19 protein-coding genes are annotated in these 18,456 nt (G+C 65.2%); 9 read left to right on the forward strand and 10 right to left on the reverse strand.

Annotated elements, in window-relative coordinates:
* Positions 1–120 precede the first annotated feature (120 nt).
* Together Q0C42_RS06830 and Q0C42_RS06835 are read left to right on the forward strand one after the other, a co-directional pair.
* Positions 121–426 (forward strand): hypothetical protein, encoded by a 306-nt coding sequence (locus Q0C42_RS06830; RefSeq protein ID WP_295073836.1) that lies wholly within the window; start codon positions 121–123, stop codon positions 424–426.
* Positions 427–735: 309 nt separating this feature from the next.
* Positions 736–1,191, forward strand: coding sequence for an MmcB family DNA repair protein (locus tag Q0C42_RS06835; protein ID WP_295074333.1), 456 nt, complete (start codon positions 736–738; stop codon positions 1,189–1,191).
* Between the two features lie 63 nt (positions 1,192–1,254).
* Here the strand turns inward: Q0C42_RS06835 and Q0C42_RS06840 are convergent, their stop codons facing one another.
* The 3 genes from Q0C42_RS06840 to Q0C42_RS06850 all read right to left on the reverse strand — a co-directional run bounded on the left by Q0C42_RS06840 (position 1,255) and on the right by Q0C42_RS06850 (position 5,379).
* Positions 1,255–3,456, reverse strand: coding sequence for an RNA degradosome polyphosphate kinase (locus tag Q0C42_RS06840; RefSeq protein WP_295073839.1), 2,202 nt, complete (start codon positions 3,454–3,456; stop codon positions 1,255–1,257).
* A gap of 88 nt (positions 3,457–3,544) precedes the next feature.
* A complete protein-coding gene (locus Q0C42_RS06845; RefSeq protein ID WP_295073842.1) occupies positions 3,545–4,201 on the reverse strand; it encodes a chromosomal replication initiator DnaA in 657 nt (218 codons plus the stop codon).
* Positions 4,198–5,379, reverse strand: a complete 1,182-nt coding sequence (locus tag Q0C42_RS06850) for an AI-2E family transporter (RefSeq protein ID WP_295073844.1) — start codon at positions 5,377–5,379, stop codon at positions 4,198–4,200. Before Q0C42_RS06850 ends, Q0C42_RS06845 begins: the two co-directional genes overlap by 4 nt.
* A 220-nt stretch (positions 5,380–5,599) precedes the next feature.
* On the opposite strand from Q0C42_RS06850, the gene Q0C42_RS06855 reads away from it, so the two are divergent.
* The 3 genes from Q0C42_RS06855 to Q0C42_RS06865 are packed head-to-tail and all read left to right on the forward strand — an operon-like array spanning position 5,600 to position 7,042.
* A complete protein-coding gene (locus tag Q0C42_RS06855; RefSeq protein ID WP_295073847.1) occupies positions 5,600–5,863 on the forward strand; it encodes a PepSY domain-containing protein in 264 nt (87 codons plus the stop codon).
* A gap of 1 nt (position 5,864) precedes the next feature.
* Positions 5,865–6,515: a cytochrome b/b6 domain-containing protein gene (locus tag Q0C42_RS06860; RefSeq protein WP_295073850.1), complete on the forward strand. Its 651-nt coding sequence runs from the start codon at positions 5,865–5,867 to the stop codon at positions 6,513–6,515.
* Complete coding sequence (locus tag Q0C42_RS06865) at positions 6,512–7,042, forward strand: helix-turn-helix transcriptional regulator (RefSeq protein WP_295073853.1); 531 nt, start codon at positions 6,512–6,514, stop codon at positions 7,040–7,042. Before Q0C42_RS06860 ends, Q0C42_RS06865 begins: the two co-directional genes overlap by 4 nt.
* 23 nt (positions 7,043–7,065) lie before the next feature.
* Here Q0C42_RS06865 and Q0C42_RS06870 read toward each other — a convergent pair whose 3' ends face one another.
* Positions 7,066–7,842, reverse strand: a complete 777-nt coding sequence (locus Q0C42_RS06870; protein WP_295073856.1) for a carbohydrate ABC transporter permease — start codon at positions 7,840–7,842, stop codon at positions 7,066–7,068.
* Positions 7,839–8,687: a carbohydrate ABC transporter permease gene (locus tag Q0C42_RS06875; RefSeq protein ID WP_295073859.1), complete on the reverse strand. Its 849-nt coding sequence runs from the start codon at positions 8,685–8,687 to the stop codon at positions 7,839–7,841. Before Q0C42_RS06875 ends, Q0C42_RS06870 begins: the two co-directional genes overlap by 4 nt.
* Before the next feature lie 199 nt (positions 8,688–8,886).
* Here Q0C42_RS06875 and proS point away from each other — a divergent pair, with 199 nt between their 5' ends.
* From proS to Q0C42_RS06895, 4 genes are all read left to right on the forward strand, one after another.
* Positions 8,887–10,224: a proline--tRNA ligase gene (gene proS / locus Q0C42_RS06880; protein ID WP_295073862.1), complete on the forward strand. Its 1,338-nt coding sequence runs from the start codon at positions 8,887–8,889 to the stop codon at positions 10,222–10,224.
* A gap of 207 nt (positions 10,225–10,431) precedes the next feature.
* Entirely contained in the window at positions 10,432–11,421 is a 990-nt protein-coding gene (locus Q0C42_RS06885) for an aldo/keto reductase (RefSeq protein ID WP_295073866.1), read from the forward strand.
* Between the two features lie 10 nt (positions 11,422–11,431).
* A complete protein-coding gene (locus Q0C42_RS06890; protein WP_295073869.1) occupies positions 11,432–12,085 on the forward strand; it encodes a ThuA domain-containing protein in 654 nt (217 codons plus the stop codon).
* A gap of 113 nt (positions 12,086–12,198) precedes the next feature.
* Positions 12,199–12,858 (forward strand): hemolysin III family protein, encoded by a 660-nt coding sequence (locus Q0C42_RS06895; protein WP_295073872.1) that lies wholly within the window; start codon positions 12,199–12,201, stop codon positions 12,856–12,858.
* Between the two features lie 24 nt (positions 12,859–12,882).
* Here Q0C42_RS06895 and Q0C42_RS06900 read toward each other — a convergent pair whose 3' ends face one another.
* From Q0C42_RS06900 to parE, 5 genes are all read right to left on the reverse strand, one after another.
* Positions 12,883–13,839, reverse strand: coding sequence for an NAD(P)-dependent alcohol dehydrogenase (locus Q0C42_RS06900; protein WP_295073875.1), 957 nt, complete (start codon positions 13,837–13,839; stop codon positions 12,883–12,885).
* 63 nt (positions 13,840–13,902) lie between these two features.
* Positions 13,903–14,592 carry a DUF1194 domain-containing protein gene (locus Q0C42_RS06905; protein WP_295073878.1) on the reverse strand — a complete coding sequence of 230 codons (690 nt, stop codon included), beginning with the start codon at positions 14,590–14,592 and terminating at the stop codon, positions 13,903–13,905.
* A gap of 322 nt (positions 14,593–14,914) precedes the next feature.
* Positions 14,915–15,046: a hypothetical protein gene (locus Q0C42_RS06910; protein WP_295018364.1), complete on the reverse strand. Its 132-nt coding sequence runs from the start codon at positions 15,044–15,046 to the stop codon at positions 14,915–14,917.
* 368 nt (positions 15,047–15,414) lie between these two features.
* Positions 15,415–16,383, reverse strand: coding sequence for a DUF3578 domain-containing protein (locus Q0C42_RS06915; protein ID WP_295073881.1), 969 nt, complete (start codon positions 16,381–16,383; stop codon positions 15,415–15,417).
* Positions 16,384–16,397: 14 nt separating this feature from the next.
* A complete protein-coding gene (parE, locus tag Q0C42_RS06920; RefSeq protein ID WP_295073884.1) occupies positions 16,398–18,347 on the reverse strand; it encodes a DNA topoisomerase IV subunit B in 1,950 nt (649 codons plus the stop codon).
* Positions 18,348–18,456: the final 109 nt, after the last annotated feature.

Consider the following 18,456-nt stretch of genomic DNA (forward strand, 5'->3'; position numbering starts at 1 on the left):
GATTGCCGATTTCTTGACCGGCGCAGTGCCGTCTGCGGCGGAAACGCGCATCAAGCCAACGCAGGGGTTGGCAAGGCGGTTCCGCCGACCTAGCTTTGATGGGAAGACAGGAGATTAAAGATGCCCAAGCTCGTTCGCCTTTACATCGAAAGCGTCGCCGTGGGCCTCGCCATCTCGGCCGCTTTCACGGGGGCGCTTCTGTGGCTGGACGTGGGCGGGCTGGGCCATCTGGTGTTGGCTTCCGACATCGGATGGGTCGCCGTGATGATGCTGGTGATGTTCAACGGGATCGTCTTTGCGGCCGTGCAGTTCGCCGTGCGGATCATGGGGATGGCCGACAGCGACGAAGGTCCGCGCGGTGGTCATGGGGCCCGTGAACCGGTGCTGATCCCGGTTCCGGTCCCGGTGCGCAACCGCCGGCGCTGAGACGCCGACATCTTCTAGGGAATCGGTCCGGAGTTTTTGAGAACTCCGGGTGCCTGAGGGAGCGGGTGGCGGGCCCGCAGCGGCCGTGGAGTGCCGGGATTTTCCCGAGAGCCAGAGGTCTCAGGTGGGAACCAGGTAACAGGACCAGGATCCTGTCAGAGCCAGCCCCCGTGCGTTTGCTTATCGGCCACTGGAAAAAAGGCCTCGCACGTGAGGAGCAGAACCCGCCAAGGCTCAAGATAGGCGTGCCGGGGCCCGGGCGCAAGGCTGGACAGATGTTCACCTTTGGTTCATATTTCCCCCATGGACATGCCGGTCGACATCCAGGACATCCTGCCCAGCTTTCCGGGCCAGCGGTTGCAGCGCGGCGTCTGCCGTGGGTTGCGGGCGCTGGATTTCGTCTGTGTCGAGGAACTGATCCCGACCTCGGGTCTGCGGGTGGACGTGATGGCCCTGGGGCCAAGGGGCGAGGTCTGGGTCGTCGAGTGCAAGTCCGGCCGGGCGGATTACCGGGCTGATCGCAAATGGCAGGGCTATCTGGACTGGTGCGACCGATTCTTCTGGGCTGTGGATTCCGATTTCCCGGTCGATCTGCTGCCACCGGACACCGGGTTGATCCTGGCCGACCCCTACGATGCCGAGGTGGTGCGGATGGCCCCCGAGACACCCCTGTCGGGCGCGCGGAGGAAGGTCGTTCTGCGGACCTTCGCCCGGGCGGCGGCGGCACGGCTGCAGTTGATGCGGGATCCCGGCGCCGGGGTCTGAGCGCCCAAATTTCTTGAGAAAGAAATTTGTCAAAATCCTTGCTTAAGGATTTTGGTCCTGGCCCTACCGGACCGCGACGACCCCCGACGGGTCATCGTCCTTGACTGGGATGAGGCGCGGGGCATCCTTGGCGGCAGTCCCGCGGCCCGACAGCGAGGGGTTCTCCATGAAGAACTGGTGGCAGTTGAACAGCTGCACGCCTTCGGGTCCAAGGTCGCGGGCATAGCTGCCGTCGGGCGCAAGCACCCAGCTTTGCGACTCGTCCGCCAGGTTCGCGGCCATGATCTGGCTCAGGATCTGGTTCTTGACCGTCGGATTGTGCGCTTCGACCAGGGTTTCCACCCTGCGCGTCAGGTTGCGGCCCATCCAGTCGGCCGACGAGAAGAACACCCGCGCTTTGCGGGCCGGAAGCCCGTGGCCGTTGCCGAAGCAGACGATGCGGGAATGTTCCAGGAAGCGGCCGACGATGGACTTGACCCGGATGTTCTCGGACAGGCCCTTCACGCCGGGACGCAAGCCGCAGATGCCGCGGATCACAAGGCTGATCTTCACCCCTGCTTGTGAGGCCGCGTAAAGCGCGTCGATCACGTCGGAATCGATGATCGAGTTCATCTTGGCCCATATTTCCGCAGGCCTCCCGGCGCGGGCATGATCGGCTTCGGCGGCAATCAACTCCAGGAGGCGCGGCTTCAGCGTGATCGGGCTGATCGCCAGATTCTCCAGCCCCTGCGGCTGCACGTAGCCGGACAGGTAGTTGAAGACCTTGGTCGCATCGCGGCCCAGAGCCGGGTCGCAGGTGAAGAAGCTGAGGTCGGTGTAGATCCGCGCGGTGATCGGGTGATAGTTGCCGGTCCCGTAGTGGGTATAGGTGACCAGATGGTCGCCCTCGCGCCGCACGACGGTGCTGATCTTGGCGTGGGTCTTGTAGTTGACGAAGCCGTAGACGACATGCGCGCCTGACCGCTCCAGGCGCCGCGACTGCCGGATGTTGGCGGCCTCGTCGAAGCGCGCCTTCAGTTCGACCAGCGCGGTGACCGACTTGCCGGCCTCGGCCGCCTCGCACAGCGCGCTGACCACCGGGCTGTCCCAGGAGGTGCGGTAAAGCGTCTGCTTGATCGCCAGCACGTTCGGATCGGTGGCCGCCTGCTGGAGGAAGCGGATTACCATGTCGAAGGTCTCGTATGGGTGGTGCAGCAGCATGTCCTTCTGCCGGATCGCCGCGAAGAGGTCGTCCTCGTGGTCCTTCACCCGTTCCGGCACCCGGGGAATGAAAGGCGGCCACATCAGGTCCTGGCGCGTGGAGAGGATCAGTTCCTTCAGGTCGGCGACGCCCAGCAGGCCCTTGACCTCCACGACCTCGTCCTCGCTGACGGCGAGTTCCTCCATGATCAGCGCGCGCAGGGATTCCGGCGCGCCGGCGGACATCTTCAGCCGGATCACCTCGCCCCGGCGGCGGCGTTTCAGGGCGGTCTCGAATTCGCGGACCAGATCCTCGGCCTCGTCCTCGACTTCAAGGTCGCTGTCGCGCAGCACCCGGAAGGTGCAGTGGCCGCGGTCGGTGTAGCCGGGAAACAGCATGTCGAGATGCAGAAGCAGCAGCTCTTCGAGGGGCAGGAAACGGTTTTCGCCCTCCTTGCCGGGCAGGGGGACGAAGCGGGTGATCTGCTGCGGGATCGGGAGGAGCGCCTTCAGCGGGCGGCGGTCGGTCATCCGCTCCAGTTCCAGCGCGAGGGAGAAGCCGGTGTTCGGGATGAAGGGGAACGGATGCGCGGGGTCGATGGCCAAGGGCGACAGGACCGGGAAGACGTTCGAAAGGAAATGCGTTTCCAGATGCTTCAGGTCGCGGGCGGTCAGCTTGGACCGCTGGACGAGGGTGATGCCCTCACCCTCCATCTCCTTGCGCAGGCGGTTGAAGGTGGTCTGCTGGGTCTGCATCAGGCTTCGGGCGTCGGCGTTGATCAGCTGCAACTGTTCGGCGGGGCTGCGGCCGTCCTCGGATAGGGTCGCATTGCCGTTGCGGACCAGGGCGCGCAGGCCTGCCACGCGGACGGTGTAGAATTCGTCCAGGTTGGTCGCGCTGATCGACAGGAAGCGCAGCCGTTCCAGCAGCGGCACATGCGGGTTCGCGGCTTCCTCCAGCACACGCCAGTTGAAGGCCAGCCACGAAAGCTCGCGGTTGAAGAACCGGCCTGGACCGGCGGTTTCTGCGAAGGGCAGATCGACGGGGACGGAAAACGGGGAACGAAGGAAGTCGGCCTGGGTCATGGGCGGGCTTATGCCGTGCGCTCTGTGAAACTATTGCGACAGTAAGTCAGCTTGGCCGCAGACTGTCCAGCCAAGCCGGGATGCGAGGTCAGTCCGTGCCCAGTATTTCGCCCGCAAGTGCCCGGGTGATGGGTCGTCCTGCCGCCAGTGCGCGGGCGTCCAGTTCGGCGACAAGGCCGCGGGCCGCTCCGATGGACCGGGGCATCCGGCTGAGAAGGTAGGGGATGAGGTTCGTCGGCACCACCACCTGACGGTCGGCGAACAGCTTGACCAGAACGGCCGACAGAAGCGCATCGTCCGGACCGTCCAGCACGGCAATGGGCGTCGCCTGCATCCGGCTTTTCAGGTCGGCAAGCGCAAGGCCCCAGTCGCGCGGCGGGGTGCGCGCGGTCAAAAGGAGCGTGCCCGATGTGGTGACCAGGTTGTGCAGGTGGAAAAGCTGCGCCTCGGCCCCGCCAATCCGGTCGGCATCCTCGACCGCCACGGCCCGTCCTGCAAGGCGGGCGATGTCCGCCGTGGCGAGCGTCTCGGCGGGCAGGATCACCGCATCGGCTTCGGCGGCCCAGATCTGGACGAGGTGGGTCTTTCCCGCACCTTCCGGCCCGACGATCAGGTGTTTGCGGCCCGGCCAGTCCTGCCAGTGATCCAGCGTCTGCAAGGCCAGCGCATTCGAAGGGGCGACGAAGAAATCCTTGCGCGTCATCGCCTCCTGTCCGGGGAGGTCGAAGGCCAGCTGGCGGATCACATGCCCGCTCCGCCGCTGCCTGCGGGCTTGCGGCTGCGCTTCGGCCCGGGGGCGGGTGGGGCAGGCATGTCGGGCTGTGCCACGGCGGGCGGTGGCGTGGTCGGCGCGACCGGGCGGGCAGTGGCGGCCGATGTGCCGATGTACAGACGGCTCGCCTGATACTGCTCGATCCCAAAGCGGGTCAGCACGCCGATCGCCGCGGCAACGGGTACGGCGATCAGCATGCCGACGAAGCCGAATGCCGCGCCGAAGGCCGACAGGGCCAGCAGCAGCCAGACCGGATGCAGCCCGACCGACTTGCCCACCAGCTTGGGCGTCAGGATGTTGCCCTCGACAAACTGGCCGACCGCGAAGATGGCCGCGATGATTCCGATCTGCACCCAGTCACCCCAGAACTGGAACAGCGCCAGCCCCACCGCCAACGTGCCGCCGATGATGGATCCGACATAGGGTATGAAGGTGATGGCCCCCGCGATGGCCCCGACGATCAGCCCGAACTGCAGCCCCGCCGCCATCAGGGCCGCGGCATAGAAGGTCCCCAGCGCCAGGCAGACCGAGACCTGTCCGCGCACGAAGCCTGCCAGCACCGCGTCGATTTCGCGCGCAAGTCGGCGGATCGTCGGCGCATGGTCCAGCGGCAGCATGGAATCGAGCCGCTTCACCATCTCGTCCCAGTCCAGAAGCAGGTAGAAGGCCACCACCGGCACCACGACGATGAAGACGACGACCGAGATCACGCCCAAGGCCGAGCTGAGCACCCCTTGCACCAGTTGCCCGCCCCGCGCCTGAATTGCGGCGCCGAGTTCCGCCAGCGTCTGACGAATGGTGGAAGTCGAATCGGCCAGTTCCGGAAACCGCTCCAGCAGGAAGCCCTGCAGCCGCTTGGCGATGTCGGGAGCGGCGTTCACAAGGGCGGTCAGCTGGTTGACCAGCGTCGGGATCACCGCCAGCACCAGCAGCACCACGGCCAGCAGGGCGATCAGCGAGATGATTGTGGTCGCGCTGACCCGGGACATCCCCAGCCGCTCCAGCCGGTCGGCGACGGGGTCCAGGAAATAGGCGATGGCGCCACCGACAATGAAGGGCAAGAGGACGCCGCCGAGGAACCAGAGAAGCAGCAGGAAAACCAGGGCTGCGATGGCCCAGTAGCGAAACTGGTCTCGTGTCGGCAGGGCCATGCGGGTTCCTTCCCCTTTGTTCCCACATATCACCCGCGTCGCCACCCCGCGCAAGGGGCGAGACGGGCGAAAATCCGCTGTCAGCATGTGCTTAAGTCCGGTCCGGTAAGCGGCGCCGGGATGGAGCCTGTCCGGAAAAGTGCGGCAGGAAGGGCCATCCGGGGCGTGGTGTCCCGAGCAGGTCGTGCTTGCTCGCATGGCCCAACCGAAAGGCAAGACCATGAAACTGAACCTTCTCACCCTTCTCGCGCTGACGACGATGCCGATGGCCGCGCTGGCCATGCCCGCCGTGGGCGACATGATCGGCACCGAACCCGAGGCCGCCAAGGTCGCGCTGGAAAAGGCCGGTTGCACGGTGGACGAGTTCGAGGCCGAGGACGGCAAGATCGAAGCCAAGTGCAAGGACGCCGCCACCGGCAAGGACATGGAAGTCTACATCGATCCGGCCTCGGGCAAGGTCGTCGACATCAAGGCCGAGGACTGACATGGCTGCCCCCCGGACCCCATCCGCCAAGCCCAGCCCCGGCGACCCGCCCGCCCTTTGGGACCCCGTCGTGCGCCTGACGCATTGGGGGATCGCCGTGTCGGTCCTGGTCAACGCGGCACTGGACGAAGGCGGCAGCCTGCTGCACGTCTCGCTGGGCTGGCTGGTGATGGCGCTGTTGCTGTTGCGGATGGTCTGGGGGGTGCTTGGCCCCGGGGAGGCGCGCTTCTCGGCCTTCCCGCCCAATCCCCTGGCCGCATTGCGCCACCTGCGCCAGCTTGTCTCGGGCCGGGTGCGGCAATACCCCTCGCACAATCCGGCGGGGGCGATTATGGCCTATGCGTTCTGGGCCTGCCTCGCCGTCGTCACCGTCACCGGGCTGGTCATGACCGGAGGTGCGACGCCAATGCAGGTCGCCGACGAGAAGGCAGCGGTTGCATCCGGCGACTGGTCTGCTTTGATCAAAGAGAGCGACGGCGAATCCTCGGACGAGGAGAACAGCCTGCGCCATACCGCCGAAGAGGTGCACGAAGTGGTTGCGAACCTTCTCCTGATCCTGGCCGCGCTGCATGTGGCCGGAGTGTTCGTCGAAGCCCGCGCCATGCGTCGCAATCTTGTGGCACCGATGGTGCTTGGCCAACGGCGCAAATGAGCGCCAGTCCCGACATCCTTAGCGCAGGGCGCCGCCAGACCGCGGCGCTCTCGGTCTTTCTGGTGGTGCAGACGCTGGGCACGGTCTTCTTCGTCGGTGACGTGATCGGCGATCTGCGCGAGGACCCCACCTCGATGCATTTCATCTTCGAGGCCGTGGTGACCGCCGCCCTTGTCCTGGGAATCCTCTTCGGCACGTTTGCGCTGCGGCGCACGATCGAGCTTTTGCGCGCGCAGGACCAGGCGCTGCAGGTCGCGCGGGGCGCGCTGTCGGACGTGATCGACCGCCAGTTCCAGGCCTGGGCGCTGACCCCCGCGGAACGCGACGTGGGGTTCCTCGCGCTGAAGGGCCTTGATGTGGCCGAGATCGCCGAGCTGCGCGGCGCCGCGCAAGGCACGGTCCGGGCGCAGCTGACGCGGATCTATTCCAAGGCCGGTGTCTCGGGCCGCGCCCAGTTCGCGGCGTTCTTCGTCGAGGACCTGCTGGGCGAGGGCGTTCCCGACTCAGCACCGCAGGCCGCCCAGTAGGGGCGATATCGCCCACCACACGCTCAGGCCCGCAGCGTGAACCCGCGCGCCAGGTGGTTGCGGACGAACCAGATCATCGCCACCCCCGGCACCAGCGACAGGCAGGTCATCGCCATGACCATGCCGATGTCGGTCTGAAAGCTGAACATCGCCTGGATCGCCATCGTGATCGGCTTGCCCCCAGTCACCGTAAGGATGCGGGCGAAAACCACCTCGACCCAGGAGAAGATGAAGCAGAAGAATGCCGCCACCCCGATCCCCGGCGCAATCTGCGGGATCAGGTGGCGGAAGAAGAAGGACGGCCCGGTGTGACCGTCGAGATAGGCCGTCTCGTCGAACTCTCTCGGCACCGCACGGATGAAGCTTTCCAGAATCCAGATCGCCACCGGCAGGTTGAAAAGGCAATGGACGAGGGCGATCCCGACGGGCGAGTTCACCAGGCCGAACTGGCTGAACAGGATGAAGATCGGCAGCGACAGCACCACGGGCGGGGTGACGCGGAAGGCCAGGATCATCAGCAGGAAATGCCGGTCCCCGGTGAAGCGGTAGCGCGCCAGCGCATAGGCGGCGGGCAGGCCGATGGAGATGCAGAGAGCCACGTTCAGGACCACGTAGATCAGTGAATTGAGCATCGCTGCGCGCAGTTCCGGCTCGGCCAGGACATTGCCGTAGTTCATCAGACCGATGCTGCCTGCGGCCACCGCATCCGTGGGCAGGGTGGCGGTGAAGCTGAGGAGGATCGCCTGCACCAGCGGCAGAAGGATGAACACCGCAAGCGCGGCAATGCCCAGATGCCTCATCCCTCCCGCTCCCGCGTGGTGGCGACGAAGGCCCAGACGACGGCGAGGACGATCAGGAAGTAAAGTGTCGCCCGGGCCGCCGCCTGACCGTAGGAAAAGCCCTTGATCTCTTCGCCCAGCTCCAGCGTCAGGAAGCGGGTGGCATCGTTCGGGCCGCCCGCGTTGATCGCGAAGGCCTCGGTATAGATCATGAAACTGTCGACGAAGCGGAGGAGGAACACGATCGCCAGAGCCCCGGCAATGCGCGGCAGCTGGATGAAGCGGAAGGTGGCCCAAGGGGACGCCCCGTCGATGGCCGCGGCCTGCATGTAGGCGGGCGGGATCGCCGACAGCCCGGCATAGGCCAGCACCACGACCAGTCCCAGCCAGTGCCAGGTGTCGACCACCAGGATCAGCGCCCAAGTGTGCCAGCCGGTGAACTTCCAGTCAAAGCCGATGGCCGCCAGGCTTGGCCCGAGAAGCCCCGTTTCGGGCTGGATCAGGCCCAGCCAGAACATCGGGATCATGTTCCACGGCACCACCAGGGGCAGCGCCACCAGCATCAATCCCCAGACCGCCCGCTTTCCGTAGGTCAGCAGCAGCAGCGCCACCCCGATCCCCAGCGGCACCTGGATGCCAAGTGCCAGGGTGGAGAACAGAAGGCTCCGCCCCAGCGAGGCGAGGAAGCGGTCGGACTGCAGGATATCGGCGAACCACTGCGGCCCGACCCAGAACACGTCCTGCAGGGTGAAGATGTCATGAAAGCCGTAGTTGATGACCGCCAAAAGCGGAAGTGCCCCCACCAGCCCAAGGAGAGCAAGGGCCGGAAGGACCAGAAACCAGGCGCGATTGTCTTGTGGGCGCATGGGTCCAACCCATAGGCAACGGGCCGGGGTGTCAAGCGCCAGCGTAGGGTGGGCAGTATTCCCCACCCTACTCTTGCACTTCGATCCGGAAGAGCGTGATCGGGGCTGATGTCGGTCCGTGCGCGCTCATCCCCTCGCGCTTGCCTGCCCGCGTCCGACCGGCTAGGAAACGCGGGACCCTTTGCATGGCAGGCCCCAGATGCGTCTTTCCCGCTACTTCCTTCCCGTCCTCAAGGAAAACCCCGCCGAGGCGCAGATCGTCAGCCACCGCTACATGCTGCGGGCCGGGATGGTCAAGCAGCAGGCGGCGGGGATCTATTCCTGGCTGCCGCTGGGCCTGCGTGTCCTGCGCCGGATCGAAGAGATCGTGAACCAAGAGCAGGAGCGTGCCGGTCACATCCCCCTGCTGATGCCGACCCTGCAGCCTGCCGACCTCTGGCGCGAAAGCGGCCGCTACGATGATTACGGCCAGGAGATGCTGCGGATCAAGGACCGGCAGGACCGCGAGATGCTGTACGGCCCCACCAACGAGGAGATGATCACCGACATCTTCCGCGCCCACGTCAACAGCTACAAGGACTTGCCGCTTACGCTCTACCACATCCAGTGGAAGTTCCGCGACGAGATGCGGCCGCGCTTCGGCGTGATGCGGGGGCGCGAGTTCCTGATGAAGGACGGCTACAACTTCGACGTCGACCGCGATGCCGCGCTGCACGCCTACAACCGCCACATGGTCAGCTACCTGCGGACCTACGAACGCATGGGCCTGACCGCGATCCCGATGCGCGCGGCCTCGGGTCCTATCGGCGGGGACAATACGCATGAATTCCTGGTGCTGGCCCAGACGGGCGAGTCCGAGGTCTTCTACGACGACCGGGTGACCGCCCTGAAGCTCGGCCAGCGCGATATCGACTATGACGACCGCGCGCAGGTGGCCGATGTCTGCAAGGAGTTCACCACCCTTTACGCACGCACCGACGAGACGCACGAGGCGGCGGTTTTCGACCAGGTCCCGGAAGCGCACCGCAAGGTGGGTCGCGGCATCGAGGTCGGGCAGATCTTCTACTTCGGCACCAAGTATTCCGAAGCGATGGGGGCCGAGGTGGTGACCAAGGACGGCACCAAAGTCCCGGTCGAGATGGGCTCGCATGGGATCGGCGTCAGCCGCCTGCTGGGCGCGATCATCGAAGCCAGCCACGACGACAAGGGGATCATCTGGCCCGAGGGGGTCACTCCGTTCCCCGTCGGGATCGTGAACCTGAAGCAAGGCGACAGCGCAACCGACGCGGCCTGCGAGGGGCTTTACAAGGCTCTGGCGGCCAAGGGGCTGGAGGCCCTCTACGACGATCGCGACGAACGCGCGGGGGCGAAGTTTGCCACGATGGACCTGATCGGCCTGCCCTGGCGGATCACCGTCGGGCCGCGTGGGTTGGCGAACGGGGTCGTTGAACTGACCTCGCGGCGCACGGGTGAGAGTGAAGAGATGTCCGCTGAAGCCGCCGTGGCCAAGGTGGCAGAGATCTACGCGGGCGTCTGATCCAGCGCGCCGGGGCCCTGCGGGAGGCGGGGCTCCAAATGGTCCGAAAAAGTCTGGGACGGTCAACCTCTCCGTGTCAAACCCGTCGGTCGGGGAACCTTCCGGCGTGTTCGGGATTGGTCCTGTCGGAGCCCGCGGCGCGCCAAGGCCTTGACCTTTGCGCCCCCAGGGTCACTGTCACCCCCGACACACAATAAGGAGACCATCATGGACTATCGACGCTTGGGCAAATCTGGGCTGAAGGTCAGCGAGTTCTCCTTCGGCTCCTGGGTCACTTTTGCCAAACAGGTGGACGTCCAGCCCGCCAAACAGCTTCTGACCGCCGCCTATGACGCCGGGATCAACTTCTTCGACAACGCCGAGGGCTATGAGGCAGGCGCCTCCGAGCTGGTCATGGGTCAGGCGATCCAGGAGCTGGGCTGGGGTCGCGACAGCTATATCGTCTCGTCCAAGGTGTTCTGGGGCGGAGAGAAGCCGACGCAGCGCGGCCTTTCGGCAAAGCATGTCACCGAGGCAGCTCATGCCGCGCTGAAGCGGCTGCGGGTGGACCACCTTGACCTATACTTCTGCCACCGCCCCGACATCGACACGCCGATCGAGGAAACCGTGCGGGCGATGCACAACCTGATCCTGCAGGGCAAGGTCCTGTACTGGGGCACTTCGGAGTGGTCCGGCCAGCAGATCACCGAGGCGCATCTGGTGGCGCGGCGCGACGGGCTGACCCCGCCGACGATGGAACAGCCGCAGTACAACCTTTTCGAGCGCGAGAAGGTCGAGCGCGACTATGCGCCGGTCTATGACACCTTCGGTTTGGGCACGACGATCTGGTCTCCGTTGGCTTCGGGGTTGCTGACGGGCAAGTACAACGACGGCATCCCGCAGGACAGCCGGGCAGCACTTCCGGGCTACGAATGGCTGCGCGACATCATTGCCGGGCCGAAGGGCCGCCGCCGTGTGGAGCAGGTGAAGGCGCTGGCCAAGATCGCCGATGGGGCCGGGATGCCGATCCATCACCTGGCACTTCTGTGGTGCCTGGCGAACCCGCGGGTATCGACGGTGATCCTCGGGGCATCAAAGCTGGAGCAGCTGACCGACAACTTGAAAGCGCTGGACCACAAGGCCGCGCTCACGCCGGATGTGCTGGCAGAGATCGAGGAAGTGGTGCAGAACAAGCCCGAAGCACCGCAGCGGTTCTGAGGGGGAGCGAATGGCGAAGGCACTGGTCACCTGGGGCGGATGGGAGGGCCACGAGCCCGAGAAGGTCGGTCCGATGTTCGCCGACTGGCTGCGCGAGGCGGGGATGGAGGTCACCTTGACCGACAGCCTCGCCTGTTTCGACGATGCCGAGGCGCTGAAGACCTACGACCTGATCGTGCCGGTCTGGACCATGTCGAAGATCGGCAAGGAACAGGCGCTGAACGCCTGCGCGGCGGTGGCGGCGGGCACCGGCATCGCCGGTTGCCACGGCGGCATGTGCGACGCCTTCCGCGAGAACGTGGACTGGCAGTTCATGACCGGCGCGCAATGGGTGGCGCATCCGGGCAACGACGGGGTGGAGTACGGCGTCCGCATCACCTCGGACGATCCGCTGGTCGCGGGGATCGGCGACTTCACCGTGAAGACCGAGCAGTATTACCTGCACGTCGACCCTGCGGTGAAGGTCCACGCCGTCTGCGATTTCCCGGTGGTGGAGGGGCCGCATTCGGTCAATGGCCCGGTCGCGATGCCGGTCGTCTTCACCAAGGGCTACGGCGCGGGGCGGGTCTATTACAACGCGCTTGGCCATCAGAAGAACGTCATCGACCACGGACCTGCGGCCGAACTGATGCGGCGCGGGCTTCTCTGGGCGGTGCGGCGCTGACCTGGCTTTATTGACCTGCGTTTACTGACGTCGGGTCACAACTCCGTCCGCTCTCTTGACCGGCGGTGGGGGGTGGTCATTTTCTGGTGACGATCCCTTGCCAGATTGAGACCATGACGCTCCCCACCGACCACTACCGTGTTCAGAAGCGTGAACTCTCACTGGGGGAGCTCTTGGCGGATGGCATTGTTCACGCGCTGGCCTTGCTGGCCGGGCTGATCGCCTTTCCGCTGCTCTTGTCCCACGCCCTGCAAACCGCCGGGGTCGGCACCTTCGCGGCGCTGGCGGTCTATGCGGCCGGGTTCTTTCTGATGTGGGGCTTTTCGCTGGCCTACAACATGACCCCGCCCTCGGCGCTGAAGTGGCTTTTGCGGCGGTTCGACCATTCGATGATCTACGTGATGATCGCTGGAACCTATACCGCGCTGATCCCGCATCTTTCCGGGAACTGGCCCTGGGTGCTGGGGGCCGTGGTCTGGACCGGCGCGGTGCTGGGCATCCTGGTCAAGGTGGTGCTGCCGGGCCGCTATGACCGGCTGTCCATCCTGGCCTATGTGCTGCTGGGCTGGGTCGGCGTGATCGCCATCGGCCCGGTGACGGCGGCCCTGCCTGCGGTTTCGCTGTGGCTGCTGGTGGCGGGGGGTGCCACCTATGTGGCGGGGGTGGCGTTCTACGTCTGGGAGCGGCTCCGCTTCCAGAATGCGATCTGGCACGGGTTCGTGGCGGTGGCGGCGGGCCTGCACTTTGCGGCCGTGGCGGTGGCTTTGGCCTGAGGGGCGGTGGGCGAATCGCCCACCCTACGCGGGGTCGCTCATCGTGACGACCAGGTTCCCGGGCTTGTGGAAGCTTTCGGCGATCCGGTGCGCCTCGGAGAGTTGGACGAAGGGCAGGACCGGGCCGACGATAGGGGTGTAGCCGCCCTTTGCGTGGAGTTCGACAAGCCGCCGCATCGCGGGGAGGTCGTCCTTGTTGGTGCCGGTGATGAAGCGGCGATTCAGGGCGGAGGCGAGCATCTCGCCCAGGTCAGCGGTGATCAGGATCAGGCGGCCCCTGGGGGAGAGGAGGGGCGCCGCGCCTTTCCAGCCGATGCTGCCCATCACGTCCAGGATCACGTCGAACGGGCCTTTGGGCGGGCCGGCACGGTAGTCGGTTACCTCGGTCGCGCCAAGCTGGCGGGCGAGGGGATGGTTGGCAGGGGAGGCGGTGGCGGCGACGGTGGCTCCGATATGGCGGGCGATCTGGACCGCGGCGCTGCCGACCGAGCCAGTGGCGCCGGCGACAAGGAGGCGTTCGCCGGCGGCAAGTTTGGCGCGGTCGATCAGGAACTCGGCGGCAGTGAGGCCGCCAAAGAAGAAGGCGGCACCCTGTTCGTAACTGAGTGTGTCGGGGAGAGGGAGGACGGAGCCGTCGGCCCGGATCGTCAGGTACTCGGCATGGGCACCGCCCTTGAAGCCCTTCAGGCCGAAGGCCCGCTGGCCTTCCTGGAAGGTGGTGACGTCGGCTCCAAGGGCGGCCACTTCGCCGGCGAAGGCCCAGCCGGGCGCGACCTTGGGGCGGGACCAGCCGATGGCGAGCCGAACCATCAGGCCGAGGCCGCGGGGGACCTTGCCTGACCGCATCCGGGCGTCGCCGGCGGTGACGGGGGCGGCGTGGACGCGGATCAGGATCTCTCCCGGTCCCGGGGTGGGGATGGGCGCGTCTTCCAGGACGACGGTCTCGGGGCCGCCGTAGGCGGTGTAGCGGGCGATTTTCATGGATCAGGGGTAGGGGGCGGGGAACCTCCGGTCAACCGGGCGGGCCGTAGGGGAAACCTGACCTCAGGGCGCGGCGGCCAGGGTCAGGTCGTCCACGGGCTGGCCCGCGATTTCCAGGATCAGCTTGCGGCGGAGGGCGGAGACGAAGTCCTGGCGGCCGAGGGCGGGGATCGCGAAGGAGCCGGGGCCGCCGATGATGCGGGCCTCGTATTCGGCGAGGAGCGGGTCGCCCTCGCCGCCGTCTAGGATGGGGAGGCCGTTGATGACGATCCCGGCGGCGACGACCTGGTCCCTCGCTTCCTCGATGCTGGTGCCGGAGTAGTTGCCGGCGCTGTCGCCGGAGAAGTCAATGACCTGGCGGAGGGAGGGGATGTCGTTGGTCTCGATTAGGCGGCGGCCTTCCAGAAGCGCGTCGCCGATGGCATTCCGTCCGGTGGCGAGGCGGGGGGGACCGAGGAGGGCGGCGGCGAAGGCCTCGGCTGTCTCGGGGCTGTCGATGACGGTCCAAGGGGCGACGGTGGCTTGGTTGGCGGCCCATTCCACGTAGGTGACGGCGATGCTGCCGGTGAGGGTGTTCGAGATGGCCTGCAGGACGGCGGGGTCGGTGATCGCGGTGGCGGTGCTTTCCCGCTGGAAGTCGATTTCCTCCTGCGTGATCGATCCGGAGGCGTCGGCGAGGAGGACGAGTTCTAGGTCGACCTCCTGGGCGTGGAGGGGGGTGGTGAGGAGGAGGAGGGCGATCAGGGTCCGCATGGGTGGGGATATGGGGCGCTGGTGGGGGCCGGGCAAGTGCCCGCGCGTGGGCAGGCTTTGCGGGTGAATGATTTCAAGGTGTTGGGTGTGGGCGTTTACGGTTTGGTAACGGGGGGAGGGGCGGCGGCACTCGCCGCGAAAAAGGTCCAGCGGACCTTTTCAGCCCCGAACGCCCGAGGCCGCTGCCGAGGGCTGGGGGTCAGGCAGAGCCCCCCACCCCCATCCCCTCCCCACGGAGGTGGAGGGGAGGCGCGATTGGGTCGGGTGGGGTGTGGGGTGGTGGATGAGCAGAGTCGGTCAGAACCCCGACCTGCGGAGCACCCTACTTTACCTTCTTGCCCGCGATGACCATGCCGTCCTTGCCAAGCCCGGAGTTCGCGGTGGCCAGCACCTTGGGGGCTTCCTTCTTGGGCTTCTTGGCCTCTTTGTTGCCTTTGCTTCTGTCCTTGGACATCTGGAGGTTCCTTCTTTGCCGGGGACCACCCGGCGGATGCCGAGGGGATCGCTGCCGTCCGGGGTTCGGGCCTGAGGGCCGGTGCCGGGGGCATCAGGGGCGGGGCCGCATTAGGTGCGGCGGGCGGAGCCTGTAGGCTCAAGGTGGGGGTCGGGGGGTGGGAGGACAAGGGGGTGAGGGGCGGCGGCGCCCTGCGCCGCGAAGAAGGTCCAGTGGACCTTTTTCAGCCCCGAACGCCCGAGCAAGCTTGCGAGGGCCGGGAAAGTCGGAGTGAACCCCAACCTACATGGTGCGCTAGCGCACCCTACGATGCCACGCCGGGGTGAGAAGCTGACGGGGTCAGTGGGTTTGGTGAGTTGGCGCCCAGCTTAGGCTTGCTGTTTAGGAATTGGATGGAACCTAATGGAAGCCCTCAGTTGGTCCATGTCGTCAGCGTCGCGCTGGCTATGTATTAATCGATGACAAGTTGGACAAAGTACCCGGAAGTCCTCGGGAATCTTGTAGCGCCTACTCTCACCCTCCTGGAGGCTTCTAAGCGGGTTTAGATGGTGAACATCAACAGGCGCAGAGGAAGGAGGGCCAAAATGGCCCAGGTGTTTCACCGGGTCGAGTCCACATCCTTCGCAGATTATCCCCCTGCGCTCTAGCACCTTTGGCCTTACATTCGGTGCGCGCTCGATGCGCCTGGAGAGCACATACCGCCTGGTTTCTTCTACTGTTTCACCACCGGAGTATTCTTTCATCGAATCAGTAGGTGTTGTCCCACCCAAATCAATGAGGAGCTCATATGCAGAGAGCATCTTTTCCAGGTCATCGTAGAATCTAGTTTCGTCAATACTTGTTGCACTGTACGCCCGGCCAAATGCGTGACCGGCCATATAGCCCTTAGGTAGGCTGGCTTGGCTGCCAAGATCGATAGGTGAAATGTCAAAAATCCCTGCAAAGCTTTGAACGCGATCCTGTATGTCGATTGCGCGTCGACGCAGTACCTCTAGGCCTCTTTGTTCCCCGAACTCTTGATATATTGAAGTCGTTCCCTGATTGAGTGAAAGGTATATTGTCTGGCTATCAGGGTTAATCAGGTAGACGACATAGAAGCCATTAGTGGCGGATTCAGTAATTAGAGGATCGAAAAATGCCAACCAAGGGACAGCCGCCCAAACACCTGCGCCAACGCTTGCCTTAACCTTGAAATCATAGGGCAAGAATACCAATCGCTTGCGGGCTTCAATTGAAATGTCATGCCTAACAAAGTTGCCAAAATCACTCTGCGCAAATGGTTTGGCCCGTTCCCTAGTAAATTCAGTTGCTAACCGAGAGAGCATTTCATGAAGCATTTCTTCTTCCTACCTCAAACATCCAACTCCTCGACAAACCGCGCGTTCTCCTGAATATACTGGAACCGCAGCTCCGGCTTCTTGCCCATCAGGCGCTCCACCAGATCCGAGGTGTCCCCCGGTTCGTCCTCATCAATCGACACCCGGATCAATTTCCGGGTTGCAGGGTTCATCGTCGTGTCTTTCAGGTCCTTGGCGTCCATCTCTCCCAACCCCTTGAAGCGCTGGACGTCGATCTTGCCTTTGCCTCCCAGGCCCTTAGCGAGCCAAAGCTCTTTCTCGGCGTCGTCGGCGACGTACATCCGGCGGGCTCCTTGCGTCAGCCGATACAAGGGCGGGCAGGCCAGATACAAATGCCCCTTGTCGATCAGGGGGCGCATCTGGGTGAAGAAGAAGGTCATCAAAAGCGACGCGATATGCGCGCCGTCGACGTCGGCGTCGGTCATGATGATAATCTTTTCATAGCGCAGGTCGTCCAGCTTGAAGCGGGTGCCCATGCCGGTGCCGAGTGCTTCGCAGAGGTCGCGGATTTCGGCGTTGTCGTTCAGCTTGGCGGAGGCGGCACCAAGGACGTTCAGGATCTTGCCCTTGAGGGGGAGGAGGGCCTGCGTCTCGCGGCTGCGGGCGCCCTTGGCGGAGCCGCCGGCAGAGTCGCCTTCGACGATGAACAGCTCGGTGTTGTCGCGGGTCTTGGAGGAGCAGTCGGTGAGCTTGCCGGGCAGACGCAGCTTCTTGGTGGCGGTCTTGCGCTGGGTTTCCTTTTCCTCACGCCGGCGGAGGCGTTCCTCGGCGCGCAGGACGAGGAAGTCGAGGATGGCACCGGCGGACTTCGGGTCGCGCGCCAGCCAGGTGTCGAAGTGGTCGCGGACGGCATTTTCGACCCATTTGGCGGCTTCCTCGGTGGAGAGCCGGTCCTTGGTCTGGCCGACGAATTGCGGCTCGCGGATGAAGATGGAGAGGAGCGCGCAGCCGCCGGTGAGGAGGTCGTCGCGGGTGATCTGCTCGGCCTTGCGGTTCTTGACGCGCTCGCCATAGGCGCGGATGCCTTTGAGGATGGCGGCCCAGAACCCGGCCTCATGCGTGCCGCCTTCGGGGGTGGGGACGGTGTTGCAGTAGGAATGGAGGTAGCCGTCCTGCGCGGGGGTCCAGTTGATCGCCCATTCGACGGAGCCGGGGATCTGGTATTTCTCCTCGAACGACACGCGGCCGGCGAAGGGGCGTTCGGCGTAGGTGGTGAGTTTCTTGAGGGACTCGTTGAGAAAGTCGGCAAGGCCGCCGGGGAAGTGGAAAGTGGCTTCCTGGGGCGTGTCGCCGTCGGGGATGGCGGATTTCCAGCGGATTTCGACGCCCGAGAAGAGGTAGGCCTTGGACCGCGCCATCTTGAAGAGGCGGGCGGGTTTCAGGGTCTGGTGGCCGAAGATTTCCGGGTCGGGGTGGAAGGTGACGGTGGTGCCGCGGCGGTTCTGGATGGGCCCGAGTTTCTGGATCGGGCCGAGGGGGATGCCGCGGGAGAAGGATTGTTCGTAAAGCTCCTTGTTGAGCGCGACCTGGACGGTCATCGCGTCGGAGAGTGCGTTGACCACGGAGGAGCCGACGCCGTTGAGGCCGCCGGAGGTGGAGTAGGAGTTCGCGTTGAACTTGCCGCCGGCGTGGAGGGTGCAGAGGATCACCTCGAGCGCGGATTTGCCGGGGAACTTGGGGTGGGGGTCGACGGGGATGCCGCGGCCGTTGTCGCGGACGGTGACGGAGTTGTCGGCGTGGAGTTCGAGCTCGATCCGGTTGGCGTGGCCCGCGACGGCCTCGTCCATCGCGTTGTCGAGGATTTCGGCGACCATGTGGTGGAGCGCGCGTTCGTCGGTGCCGCCGATGTACATGCCGGGGCGCTTGCGGACGGGCTCCAGGCCTTCGAGGACCTCGATCGAGGAGGCGTCATAGGTGGCGGCGCCGGAGAGGAGGTCGGTCATGGATCACCCTTTGGGAAAGTGCTGGCATTAGATCATTGGTTGGGCAGGGGACGCAAGATGTGGGGGGTGGTCTGGCGCGGCGGGGCGGCCTAGGTTGGGGGGTAACAGA

Source organism: Tabrizicola sp., from assembly GCF_022842145.1.
Classification (GTDB): Bacteria; Pseudomonadota; Alphaproteobacteria; order Rhodobacterales; family Rhodobacteraceae; genus Tabrizicola.